We start from the raw sequence: 13,058 nt of genomic DNA, 5'->3' as shown, positions 1-13,058 counted from the left end.
TCACCCTTTACTCATGGATTTCTATGATTTTTCATGGTACAAACATTTAACCGCTTACTAAGTCTTGCATCTAGTTGTCCCCTTTGTTCATTCCCTGATCTAGGCCAGTTCCAATCGTTGAGATAGTTGCTGATTAAGTTCATTATCAAACAATATTTCTCTAACATGAATTAATCCCAATCGTTCAATCCATTGCCAAGTCCGTTCTAAGTAGTTGGCTGTTTCCCGATAATATTGAATAAAGCCGATGATGATTTCAATGGCTTCTTCATTTGTGCCGGCTACACATAGCAGTTCACCTGCACGTGCATCACGCCCGCTGCTTCCGCCCACATATATTTCCCAGCCCCTGTCAATGCCCATAACACCTATATCTTTCGTTGTTGATCCTGCACCGTTATGCATACAAGCGGATATGCCCATCTTTATACGGTATGGTGTAGATACTTGCTCCAATCTTTTTTCTAAATCTACAGCAAGTAATAGGGATTGCTGTTTATTACAAGAGCAAACATGTTCACCGATACATGTTTTGACGTTTTGAACGGTGTTACCATATTTCGAACTTAACGGCATATCTAAATCAGCCCACACACCTGGGAGATCTTCTTTTTTCACCCCCATTAAATGAATCCTTTGTTCACTTGTTATCGCAACCTGGGATATTTTATATTTATCGGCAATATTAGCAATTTTTCGCAAGTCTTTTGCATTCGTCATCCCGCCGTACATTTGCGGGATAACTGAGTATCGGTTATCACTTTGAACTGTTGCATTCTTTTTTTCGTTTATGAAAAGAGTTTGCTGTCTGATCTCGTACTCTGGATGAATCATCCCTAAATAATAGCTCAATGCAGGCCTGCAAGTTGAACAACCTTTTGTATTTTCCCATTCAAGAGCATCCATCGCTTCTTGGACAGTCGATACGTCTTGGAGTTGCATTTTATACACAACTTCATCTTCCGTTAATTTCGTACATGAGCAAAACGCAGTTTGTTTCTCTTCCTGAGTAGTAAGATTACTTTGAATATAGGTCAAAAGCTCGGTCACTGCCGGCTTACATCCGCCGCAAGAACCGGAAGCCTTTGTGCATTGTTTAACTTGTTCCACTGTCGTTAATCCCTTATTTTGAACCACTTCAATGATTCCTCCCTTTGAAACAGCATTACAATGGCAAATGATTTCATGATTTGCCATCGAAGCGATTAATCCCTCAGCCGTTTTTGGTGACTGGAACATTGAACGCCTTTCCTCTGATGATACTTCTTGCCGCTTTACAATCATATCGAGTAATCGTGAGCTGTTGTTTGTATCTCCATAAAGCACAGCACCTATGATTTTTCTTCCTTGAAAAACCAACTTTTTATAAACACTATCCAATTCATCAAAAGTTGTGATGGATTTCGTTGTTTCGTCACCAAGGAAATCACCAACAGAAAATAGCTCAACTCCTGATATTTTCAACTGGGTCGAAAGGACCGAGCCTTGGTATCCGCTGCATTTCATCTCACAAATATGCTTTGCCAGCACTTCACCTTGTTCGTATAGAGGTTTAACAAGCCCATAAACCATGCCTTGATGTTCAGCACATTCGCCAACCGCATAAATATCCGGGGCGCTGGTTTCTAAATAGTCATTTACAATAATCGCACGATTTGTATCAATTCCGCTTTCTTTGGCCAACTGAATATTCGGTCTGACTCCCGCAGCCATAACGACCAAATCTGCATCCAGCTCCGTTCCATCTTTAAAACGGACGCGCTCTACACGCTCGTTACCGATTAACTCCTGTGTTTCCTTTTTTAAAAGAAAGTTCATTCCCTGGTTTTCCAACTCTTTTTGCAGTAAAAGTGATGCCGTTGAATCGAGCTGCCTTTCCATTAAATAGTCTGCGATATGAACGACATGCACTTCCATACCAAGGTTTAACAGCCCTCTCGCTGCTTCCAAACCTAACAAACCGCCTCCGATGACGACTGCTTTTTTATGTTTGCGTGAAGTTTCAATCATCTTTTGGCAATCTTCAATCGTCCGAAATGCAATGACGCCTTCTTTATCCACACCTGTGACAGGAAGAATGAACGGGACAGAACCTGTGGCAATTATCAGCTTATCGTAGTGAACTTCCCGTTCTTTGTCTGTTTTTATTTTCCTAGTCTCTTTATCGATTTTTACTACCGTTTCACCTGTGAACAATTGGATATTATTTTCCGTATACCAGTCTCGATCATTTATCGTAATATCTTCAAAAGAGGTGTTGCCTTGAAGCACAGTCGACAATAAGATTCGGTTATAGTTAACATGCGGTTCACTTCCGAAAATAGTAATCTCAAAGGCAGTCGGATCCTTACTAATGATGGATTCGACACAACGTAATCCTGCCATTCCGTTCCCTACTAAGATCAGTTTTTGTTTATACATTTTATCCCCCCCAAAAACAAGTACTGTAAAAAGCCAAACTAAGTAAACAAAGTTCTAGATCTTAACTGAATTCTTTCCGAGTACCCACGTTTTTCTCCATGAAAGCTGAGCTAGGCCCAGGATAAGCAAAGCCACGATTCCAACTGCGGAAAATACTAAAAATCCTGTAGCATATGTGCCAGTAATCTGTTTCAACGTACCTAGTATGTTTGGAACCAAGAATCCGCCAACACCTCCAGCAGCTCCCACAATCCCTGTGATAAAACCTATTTCTTTAGAAAATCGCTGTGGAACTAACTGAAAGACAGCTCCGTTGCCCATACCGAGAAATAGCATTCCGATGAACAGAAGGATCGTAACGGCAGTAAGAGAATAAAGAAAACTAATCCCAAACATACATATAGTGAGTCCAATAAATAGAAACATAAGCAGTTTAACTCCACCTATTTTATCGGCAATAAATCCTCCGACGGGACGAAAGAAACTTCCGGCGATGACACATAATGTAACAAATTCCCCCGCCCTTATTCGTGTTAAGCCATACTCATCAACAAAAAAGATGCTTAAAAAGCTAGTGAACCCGACAAAGCCCCCAAAAGTCACACTGTAAAGAATACAGAAATACCAAGTGTCCGTTATTTTAAATACGTTGAAATATTCCTTTAGTGGTTTTGCCGGCGGTTGAGATGGCGCGTCTTTTGCGATTAAAATATAAATGATAAACACGATGGTTAAAGGAATCAAAGCTAATCCCATAACATTATGCCAGCCAAGAGATTCTGCAAGACGAGGTCCGAACAATGTCGCAAAAAGAGTTCCGCTGTTACCGGCACCTGCAATGCCCATCGCAAGACCCTGCAAATGCGGGGGATACCAACGACTGGCCATAGGAAGTGCTGCAGCAAAACTTGCTCCTGCCACGCCCAGCAAAATCCCTATTAAATAAAGCTCCGCTAAACTTTCACCGAATAACCATCCCCAAAAAAGTGGAATCATCGTTACAAGCATCCCGCCGATTGCGGTTTTCCGCGGGCCGATGCGGTCAGTCAAAAAACCAAGGACGATTCGAAAAAACGAGCCTCCCAAAATCGGAATAGCCACAATCAAGCCTTTTTCAGCTGGGGAAAGTCCGAAATCCTTTGTAATATAGACACCGAGTGCCCCTAATAATACCCAAATCATAAAACTGATATCAAAATAAAGGAATGAAGCTAATAATGACGGAGCATGACCGCTTTTTTTCAATTCAGATATTTTCATTTTTCATCTCTCCAATACTTTATTAATTGAATATTCGTTTATTTTACTCCTATAAAAGTAAGATTTCTTTGTTTATGTAAGAAAACATCACACACTTTTTTTGTGAGTTATTAAATTGTTTAAAGTAGGTATTGGTCAAAATTTAATAAATTCATTTCCTTTTTCTTATAAAAATCGCATGATATTGTGGTTTACTTAGGTGATGTAAAGTTACAGGCTTGTTTAACTTTTCAGTTATGGCCGGCATAAACTCCATTAACATCTTGAAATATTCTCCATACAAAAAAAGAGAAGCCTAATGCTTAAGCTTCTCTTCCAGCCTGTAGATAAACCCGACTATAATGGAGTTTGTTTCCAGTTTTATATTTGTCCGTTAATTCATTCCAGCCACCCGCTCCCAAACAACTTTGTTTAACATAAGATAGAACTCCTTTTGCCTACAGTCTTTTTTGTTTAGGCTGTTTTCGCATACTTTGTTGCTATTTACTAAGTAGTGTGGTGTGGTTGATTTCCCCTCCAGATGCTCGCTTTCCGCAGGGCGGGCGGTGAGCCTCCTCGGCGTAAACGCCTGTGGGGTCTCACCTGTCCCGCTGCTCCCGCAGGAGTCTCGCACTTCCGCTTCAATCACCCTTAAATAGTTTCGTTTTAAAAACAACAATCTTTACGAAAAGAGCCTTTGTTTAAAATAGAAGAAATAAAACTTGAGTTGATATCCATTCAGCGAGATCAACTTGAAATGATGACTCTTCTTTAGAGGCGGGTTCTTCCCACGGCACGAAACAAGGACCTCCTTCATATGATGTGTTATGAACGGCATGAGATATTTAATAATCTGATTCTATCCAGGGAAAGGTTAGGTGCAATAATATGAAGCAATATCCATTTCAGAACATCCCATTTCAAAATCTTCAGAAAAAGGATATGTCATTTGAAGAGGTATTCGTTCATATTGTTGAGTTTATGGAATTAAATCCTTCCGGTAACTATCAATTAATGGTCGGGACAGATTCGCAAGTACATAAAAAACATACGGTTTTCATTACAGGCATCGTAATACGGCAGGTCGGAAATGGTGTATGGGGTTGTATAAGAAAAGTGATGATCCCTAGAAGGATGCTGCATTTACATGAACGTATTTCTCAAGAGTTGTCGTTAACAGAGGAAATCGTATCACTGTTTACGGAAGAAAGAAAAAATCAGTTAATCGATATTGTCCTGCCTGCTGTATATCAAGGTGCGACGTTCACAATGGAAGGTCACATTGATATCGGGGTTGGAAAGCGAAACAAAACCAGTGAGTTTGTAAAAGAAATGGTAGCCAGGATGGAATCCATGGGGGTGGAACCAAAAATCAAACCGGATGCTTTCGTAGCTTCAAGTTATGCCAACCGTTATACAAAACAAGAGTGAATGTTTACAAAAATATGTAATTGCACAATATGGTTTGGGAATTTTCAGACGGCAAAACGGTACATACTTTTTTTTCGGTACGCAATTTTAAATAAAACAAAAAACCGGCCTCAGAACGAGACCGGCTTCAACATTTTAAGATATAAGCCGCCAATGCCGTATTCAGTAAGAAAGTTTTAAACCACCACTCCTCAAAGTGGGTGTTTGCAGAAAAAATCCTGTTGTCCAAGTCAGTGACGAGGCATAACATTCCTGTTTCAATATAAAACTCCCTATTACAGCTTAAAGGTTAAAACTTTATTATCATTACGAACAGTGCAGCTTGTATTGTTATAATACCTGAATTACTCACATGTTACAATGTTAATAATCACCATTTTAAAATCGCTTATGGCTGTGGAATCGATGTAAGTTGGATTAGTTCTTCGTTATAATCAACTATTGATCAAAATAACCGATAAAATCCCCTTGGTCCTTATTTTGCAGATATAATACCGTTTCTTTGTCAGAAATGGTTGGTAGTCCGAATTTCTGATCATATCTCTCAATCCCTTTACCTGTAATGATAATCCAATCGCCTTCCTTTCCTGCTTGTAACGCCTCCTGGATAGCATAGGTACGATCAGGAATAACCTTCCCATTTCCAGCTGAGTAATCGTTAAGCAGTTTATTTAGTGTGGATTCCATCCCCTCAATTCCGTCCGAATTCTGATCATCCATTGTCAAAATCAAAACATCACTATGCTCCGATGATACTTTAATCATTTCAGCCCTTTTGGTTGTGTCCCGTCCACCTCGGAAACCAAAGATATGAAAAATCTTTTTGGCCCCACACTCTTTGGCCGTTTGAAGCATGTGATGAATGGCATCTGCAGTATGTGCATAATCGATGACTATAGTCGGCCCAGAAGCTTTCTTATATATTTCAAACCTTCCTGGTACACCGGAAAATCGTTTCAGTGAAGTGAGAATTTCCTGTTTTGAAATTGGAAACATCTTCGCTACGGAATAGGCAGCTGTTGCGTTATATAAATTATGAAGTCCAGGTAAAGGTAACTCAATTTTCACAAAGTCATGATTCTCATTCAATAAAATAAAGGGGTTCCTTGCGGTATTATAATTGGTGATGGCTAAATCGCAGCGATTGGATTTTCCAAAAACAAAGGCACTCACATTCTTCTCCCATAAGTATTCTTGCAGTTTTCCCCCCCAGAAATCATCTCCATTAATAATCGCAAGACCACTAGGTTTCAATTTTTCAAAAAGCAGTAATTTTGCCAGGAAATAATCCTCCATCGTACCATGGAAGTCGAGATGGTCATGATACAAATTCGTGAAGACACAGAAATCAAATTCAATTCCTTCTAAACGGTATTGAGCTAATCCATGTGAAGACACTTCCATTATGACAACCATGTCCCTACTTTCAGCCAGCAAGGAATTCAATTCCATGGTACCTGGAGTCGTATTATGGGAATCGACTTTGTTTCCATTGATAATATGCTGTATCGTACCAATGACTGAACAGGTTACTCCATTTTCTTCTAATATTTGCTGAATCATATAGCTAGTTGTAGTTTTTCCATTTGTACCCGTAATTCCTATCATTATTTTTTGATTGCTGGGATCACCATAAAACCTTTTGGCGATTTGCCCTAATGCTTTACGGCTGTTCTCCACTCTTAAATAAGGAACTTCCAAATCCTTAATATCGCGATTGCCAATCACAGCCGATGCCCCTAAGCGAATTGCATCATTGATGTAATTATGGCCATCGGACTTATATCCGGTTACGGCAACAAAAAGGAATCCTTTTTTTATTTCTTTAGAGTTATCGGTTACACCTGTTATTGATATATGTTCAACGTCCTTCGGCAAATCCCCGTTTATCGCTTCTTTCAATATGTCTTTAAGGATCATTAACTTTTCTCCTTTGTAAGCTTTTCTCTAATTTTTGCATAAGTACCAATAAGCCCATTTTTAGTATGAACCAGTACTCCCAAAATAATTGTCAATCCAGAATTTGTTAGTTCTAATGACAGTAAAAAGAAAAGCAGCCAAAATTGGCTGCTTTTCTTTTGGTTGTAGCTGTATTTAGGTGTTGGAACACCGCAAAATGCTTATGATTGAACTTCCAGAGGTTTCGTTTCGGCCTTCTGATTGTACAATGGCAATATGAAAAACATTCCTAGAATAAAAAAGAAAGCGGCGGTTTCAAATATGGCGACGAGTGAAAATTGCTCTTTCAGCACGCCTGCCGCACTCATGGTCAATACCATCGATCCAGTGAATAATGGGCTTAAGATTCCATTGACCCTTCCGATGAACTCGCCCTCGGTCCTCTGCAATATCAATGTATTGATTCCGATTTGGATACAAGGAAGCATTAGCCCATTAAAGAACTCGGCAGTAAGTGTAATCCAAAGATTTGTTGAAAGCCCCATTACCGCCAATCCTATGGCATTCACAAGCATTCCGAAAGCTAATAATCTTTGAGGTGCCACCTTTTTGGCAAAAATCATTACACCGGCTCCGCCTAAAATCATACCAAACCCATTCACCATAAATAACCATTGGAGATTTTCCTTAGGCAGTTCCAGTTGTTCTGTAACAAGGAATATCGAGAGCGGCTGAATGAAACCCAGTCCGAGCCCAGCAGCCAGAAAACATAAACCAAGCAAACTCAGTTCTTTTTTTCGTAATACGTAGCTCACACCGCTTTTCATTTCCTGCCATAATGTTGTTTTTGCTGTCCCCTCATTCAGTTTGCGATCTTTTGGAAGAAAGGCGAGTGCGCCAGCTGAAAGTAGAAACGCCAGGCCAGTAATCGCAATCGAGGTGTTTATCCCGAAAGATTGGAAGGCAAATGTACCGAGAATCGGACCTAAAACCATAAATACTGCGAAGACGGTCTGATAAACTGACATCCCTGTCTGGATTTGGCTTTCTGGCAAATGCATCTTAAATAGCTTCATGCCCGATGGCTGAGAAAATTGAGAAAGTATCGCCGAAATTAAAGTTGCGAAGAAAACCATTTTCCAACTGCCGAAGATTAGTGAGATAAGCACAGCAAATACGGATATTGCACTTAAAATATCACACCAAACCATCGTTTTTTTCGGACTCCAGCGGTCAGCAAACGTCCCTCCAATAAATGAAAAAATAAAAATGGGTGCGAATTCTGCTACTGATATCATGGAAATGGCAAAGGCATCTCCATTTGTCTTCTCCATGACGAATAACAAAACGGCAAAATTCCGTACCCATATCCCTATTTGTAAAAACAGCCCTGAGAAGATAATGGCCTGGAACACTCGATTTTTAAAAATGTTAGGTTCCTTATTATTTAATGTTTCAGATGTGTTATTCGCCAATATAAAAACCCCCTGTGAAATATCTGGACAGGAGGCAGTACAATACAAATTTAACAAGGCAAAATATCCCTATTCGAAGGACACAATGATCTTTGTTTGTATTTTAATGTACAGACTAATCCTATCCAGAAAAAAAATTCGTTTTAAGCACGCATTTTTTCTTAAAAAATAGGATTAAATGATCATTGTTTAAAGGTCACCCTTCCATTTTATGTTATTTTCATAATAATTTATTTAATCTGATAAATCAAGGGGAAAATTAATAAAATAAAACTATTTTTTGGGATGGGTTTATTTATTTTTCTAATATAAAAAATGGACTTCCTTTAAAAGAAAGCCCCTTACTATCCTTAAGCTTCAAAGGGCTGGCACCGAATATGGCTTTTGCCCTTCGTTACCTTATCCATCATTTTTTTCATGACCTTTTCCCGGATTATCTCAAGCAAATGTGTTTCTTCTTTTCAGTTCTCCAATAAACGTTCTTGATTTGGATTGCCCTGTACAAGCAAATGGGAAGATGGCATTAGAATTTGATGCTCATGTAAAGCAGTCATCATTTCAAACCTCACGCTTCTCGATGTTTCAAAGTAATCATCAGGTTTCACAAGTCCCACTATGCATAGTTCATATCCAACATATTTTAGATTCGGATTTAAATCCGTAATGCCTATGTATCTAAAATCCTCTTCGGGTGTACCATCTTCTAGCCTTAGAAGGCTTTCACCATACTTATCATTACAGATAATACATATATCCTCCAACAGCCGTTTTACCTTTTCAGGATTCTCCTGGTAACTTACTGTAATGCGTTCAATGATTCGCATTCTCCCTTTATTAAAATTTTGAATCGTCCTGATTTCACTATGTGGGATGGTCAGCAATTTTCCTGACCATTCCCTGATCTGCATGAACCGGATGCCGATTTCCTCAATCGTCCCGGAACTTGTCCCGTTGAATGTCACGAAATTCCCGACTCGGAATTCATTATCCGAAAGCCTTACAAATCCCAATAAGATATCCTTAAGCATTTGCTGAGCGGCAAATCCGATCACGACCCCTAAAATACCAGCTCCGGCTAAAATTCCTTTTAGGTCTATAAACTGTCCAATCAAATATATAAGGAAAAGCCCGGATATACCGTACCTAAGAGAAGAACGGGTAACCCCCTGTATCGTTTTTTCGACTTCTTCGTCGAAAAAATTGGATCTTATAAAGAACCATTCAACCAGTTTATTCAAAATATAATAAACAGCCAATAACAGTATAGCCAATATGAAAAGCCTCAATAATAAAAATTCTTCCCAGTAATCCACAGCAAGCTCAGAAAATTTCAAGATATTCATGTTTTCACCTCCATTTTCACGTTTATTCAGATTCGATTAAAATCCAGTCATCATCCTTTCCGATTATCCCTTTATCAAGGACAAGTCTCGTTTTAAGGCGATAGGATACCCCTCGCTTATAAGGCTCCTTCAAAATAGGCAGACAAAAGTTGAAAGGAATTTCGTTGCTTTCCCCTGAATTTATCTCCCTTGTAGACAAAATGGTGCTCGTTTTAAGGATCTCTTCCATTCCCGTAGAATGAGTATCCATGATCAAATCACATTCAATCCTTCTTATTCTTTGCGCAAGGGTACCACCCTTAATCAAAAAATATCCATTTATGCATTCACCGGATTTATACGTATTTTTCGGAAGGATTAAATCTATTTGTGCAGAACCTATTCCTAAAAGTAGCAAAGATTTTCTAAGTATCAAAGAATACACTCCATTTATATTTATTTGTTTTTCTACTAAAACCTACATGTTTATACATTTCCTTAAGGGGACTACAAAAAAACCTTTACCACTTTGGTAAAGGTTTACTAAAACAAAATAGACCTTTACCAATAGGTAAGGTCTGGCTAACAACAATATGCTGCCAACAACACCGAGAGCAAAGAGCTCCGTAATGACGACATTGTTGTAAAAGCTACTCCCCTTTGGAGAATGTATTCAAGTATATAATTTATAATACGGTAGAATTAGAAAGTTTGTCAAACCTTTATATTTTATTTTTTCCGGATCTGCCTGGGTAATTCGAGTTCTTTGAACATATCTTGATATTAATGAAAATATAATGAATGAACTTGTCCAGTGAAAGAATGAACTGCCAGGTTTTAAATAGGCCAGTTCGTGGAATAGGAAGTATGTAACCTCATTCTATTGCAAATCTGTGAACGCCCTTTCAAAAAGAATATAGTGAACAAACTATGAATATTTGATAAAACCTAAAATTATATTTAAAAATTAACAAAATTTCTCTTTTACTTATGCCAAACATGTTGTAATATAAATGTAACAATTGTAATATTTATTAAACTTTCGTTACATAAGTATCCTATTAGGGATTGGGGAGATATGATATGAAAAAACTTTTAGGTATGTTATTATCCATTATCATTTTACTTTTCACATTAAGTGGTCCGGTTACCGCAAAAACGACATCATTGTCTGACGCAAATGCATTAAAGATAGCCGATAATGCCAGCAAACATTTTTGGAATGCTTTACATGGATACAAAACCCGTTCATGTTCACAAAAAACTTTCAATTATAAAGGGACAGAGTATTCATACCTTTGCCAAGAGTTTAATACAAAAGATAAATTGACTACCTACTTAGCAGAGACATTTACTAATAATGCAATTGAAAAAGGACTGACTAAATATAATTACATTACCCATAAAGGGAAATTAGCACGTCCTGTCGGAGATGGCTTTAGCATGTTAGAGTGGAAAAAAGCCAAAATTAAATTGGCCTATCAAAAACAAAACGTTAGGTCATACAATTTAACTGTACCTACAGTCGACGGTGAGTCAGTAAAAAGAACGGTTACCTTCTATAAGTCCGGTTCCGCTTGGAAAGTCAATCAGTTCGATGCAGTTCAATAAAACATCGGTTTAAATATAACGCCCCATATGCTGTATAGTTAGTTATAAACTATATGACATATGAGGTGTTTTTTTGTTGTCCCTTGTATCTTGAGAAATAATCTTTCAGGCTTGTATCAGCTCACCTTTCACTTCACAAAATATTTAAACAAAAAAAACACAGCTAAGATGCTGTGCCTTAACGGATTTTTGCCTTTCGGAAGCCTTGATAGGTATCGTAGGCGGCAAAAATGATGGAGATGAGTATGAGACCCCAGTATATCGAGCTTTTCCATTCATCGATTGAGAATAGTGTTCTTTGGTATGCAAGGAATTCCGGGTTCAATAAATCAGGATTACTGATGATGATGATGAAAGCCAGAGTGTACAACAGCTGGTATATGGCATGAAAAAAAGCTAATTTCAGGGTCCATCGACCTAAAAATAATTTATATATCGCTAAGAGCACCCCAATGATAATGACGCAAGATACCAGCAGCCAATAGGAATTCAATACATCTTGATTAAAAGAAGGTGTCACGAAAATGAGACTGCCATTTCTTTTTTCATAGACGCCTAACAGGTTTGCTGCATTGAAATAAAGGGCTGCGAATACAGAAAGGCCTAACAAACTTGCAAAAACCTCGATCATAGGGACCGCTTTTTTCTTTGAAATGTTCGGAATATCTTTTAAGTTTTCCGGTGTCCATGGTTTCAAGTCTTTTGTTACGGGCGACTGGTCTTTTGAAGTGTCCAAGCGTTCTAAAATGGCAAATGAAAGCGTTAACCAGAAAAACACTTGGATACCTGTACTGATGATACCTGAAATTCCTTTCCCGATTATTTTTAAAATTGCTTCCATAACCGTATTCCCCGTATCCCGAAACGGATTATCCCCTACTAATGCGATCAGTGAAATGACTGCAGCGATTGGTAAAATCATTTTCAACAGACTGATATAAACATCATAATAACGAGGCCCGATCAGATGCATTGGCCGATCGCGATAACCACTTGCCAGTGTAACCGGATCTCCTAATTTTAAAAGTACCGTTTTCACGTCTTGCTCCGTATAATCCTCCGGAAGCATATCTTCGATTGTGGATTGAAGCTCAAGCGCAATATCCGCCCGGTTTTTTTCTGGCAGCCTGCGGGTCACTTCCTGAATATAAAGTTCAATCAGCTCCATCTTCTCCCTCTCCTTTTAATAATATATAAAGCTCTTGAGAAGTTTTTTCCCATTCTTCCTTTAACTGCGTGAAGATTTCTCCCCCATAATCACTTAAAGAATAGTACTTACGCGGTCTACTTTCAGAGGTATCCCAGCTGCTGGTCACCAATTCTTGTTTTTCCAGGCGGCGAAGCAAAGGATATAAAGTACTTTGATCAATGGTAATTCCAGACTTCTCTAAACGCTGGACAAGCGAGTACCCATACTGCGGAGTTTTGAGCTGACTTAAGACAGCTAACGTCAAAGTGCCTCTGCGCAGCTCAGTGGTTAATGAATTCAGTAAAGTGCTCATCCAATCACCCCTTCTCTATACTATGTGACGTACACCATACCTTATACTATGCATCATACACTATTTTAGTTCTTACAACACCATAAAAATGAAAATATATTTTATTTAAAGCATAAAAAAGAGAAGCGGTTCACGCCTCTCCGTTTTTCCAATATTAA

Annotated in this window: 10 protein-coding genes and 1 other RNA gene; 2 read left to right on the top strand and 9 right to left on the bottom strand. The window is 38.6% G+C overall.

All coding sequences use genetic code 11. The features are described from left to right. Positions 1-99: 99 nt before the first annotated feature. Together nirB and A6755_RS14705 are read right to left on the bottom strand one after the other, a co-directional pair. The gene (gene nirB / locus A6755_RS14710; RefSeq protein WP_063591113.1) at positions 100-2,421 is read right to left on the bottom strand and encodes a nitrite reductase large subunit NirB; all 2,322 of its coding nucleotides are present in this window, start codon (positions 2,419-2,421) and stop codon (positions 100-102) included. 54 nt (positions 2,422-2,475) lie between these two features. Beyond that, positions 2,476-3,681 (bottom strand): nitrate/nitrite transporter, encoded by a 1,206-nt coding sequence (locus A6755_RS14705; RefSeq protein ID WP_034306778.1) that lies wholly within the window; start codon positions 3,679-3,681, stop codon positions 2,476-2,478. 867 nt (positions 3,682-4,548) lie between these two features. Between A6755_RS14705 and A6755_RS14700 the strand changes: the two genes are divergently transcribed. Further along, positions 4,549-5,091: a ribonuclease H-like YkuK family protein gene (locus A6755_RS14700; protein WP_034306780.1), complete on the top strand. Its 543-nt coding sequence runs from the start codon at positions 4,549-4,551 to the stop codon at positions 5,089-5,091. Positions 5,092-5,231: 140 nt separating this feature from the next. Here A6755_RS14700 and ssrS read toward each other — a convergent pair. The 5 genes from ssrS to A6755_RS14675 form a co-directional block, all read right to left on the bottom strand. Next, a non-coding RNA gene (ssrS, locus tag A6755_RS14695) (6S RNA) lies at positions 5,232-5,418 on the bottom strand. 111 nt (positions 5,419-5,529) lie between these two features. Further along, complete coding sequence (locus tag A6755_RS14690) at positions 5,530-7,011, bottom strand: UDP-N-acetylmuramoyl-L-alanyl-D-glutamate--2,6-diaminopimelate ligase (RefSeq protein ID WP_063591112.1); 1,482 nt, start codon at positions 7,009-7,011, stop codon at positions 5,530-5,532. A 200-nt stretch (positions 7,012-7,211) separates the two neighbouring features. Next, complete coding sequence (locus tag A6755_RS14685; RefSeq protein ID WP_063591111.1) at positions 7,212-8,465, bottom strand: MFS transporter; 1,254 nt, start codon at positions 8,463-8,465, stop codon at positions 7,212-7,214. 461 nt (positions 8,466-8,926) lie between these two features. Beyond that, positions 8,927-9,808: a mechanosensitive ion channel family protein gene (locus A6755_RS14680; RefSeq protein ID WP_063591110.1), complete on the bottom strand. Its 882-nt coding sequence runs from the start codon at positions 9,806-9,808 to the stop codon at positions 8,927-8,929. Between the two features lie 22 nt (positions 9,809-9,830). Continuing rightward, the gene (locus tag A6755_RS14675) at positions 9,831-10,223 is read right to left on the bottom strand and encodes a sporulation protein (protein ID WP_063591109.1); all 393 of its coding nucleotides are present in this window, start codon (positions 10,221-10,223) and stop codon (positions 9,831-9,833) included. A 647-nt stretch (positions 10,224-10,870) separates the two neighbouring features. Between A6755_RS14675 and A6755_RS14670 the strand changes: the two genes are divergently transcribed. Beyond that, positions 10,871-11,398, top strand: coding sequence for a DL-endopeptidase inhibitor IseA (locus A6755_RS14670; protein WP_063591108.1), 528 nt, complete (start codon positions 10,871-10,873; stop codon positions 11,396-11,398). Positions 11,399-11,576: 178 nt separating this feature from the next. On the opposite strand, the gene A6755_RS14665 is transcribed toward A6755_RS14670, so the two are convergent. Together A6755_RS14665 and A6755_RS14660 are read right to left on the bottom strand one after the other, a co-directional pair. Continuing rightward, entirely contained in the window at positions 11,577-12,566 is a 990-nt protein-coding gene (locus A6755_RS14665; RefSeq protein ID WP_034306793.1) for an HAAS signaling domain-containing protein, read from the bottom strand. After that, positions 12,553-12,900 carry a PadR family transcriptional regulator gene (locus A6755_RS14660; RefSeq protein WP_034306796.1) on the bottom strand — a complete coding sequence of 116 codons (348 nt, stop codon included), beginning with the start codon at positions 12,898-12,900 and terminating at the stop codon, positions 12,553-12,555. Before A6755_RS14660 ends, A6755_RS14665 begins: the two co-directional genes overlap by 14 nt. Positions 12,901-13,058: the final 158 nt, after the last annotated feature.

Origin of the sequence: Peribacillus frigoritolerans (assembly GCF_001636405.1) — a bacterium.
In the GTDB taxonomy this organism is placed as follows: domain Bacteria; phylum Bacillota; class Bacilli; order Bacillales; family DSM-1321; genus Peribacillus; species Peribacillus frigoritolerans.
The sequence above is the reverse complement of the archived record's forward strand: the minus strand, read 5'-3'. Positions and strand labels throughout refer to the sequence as shown.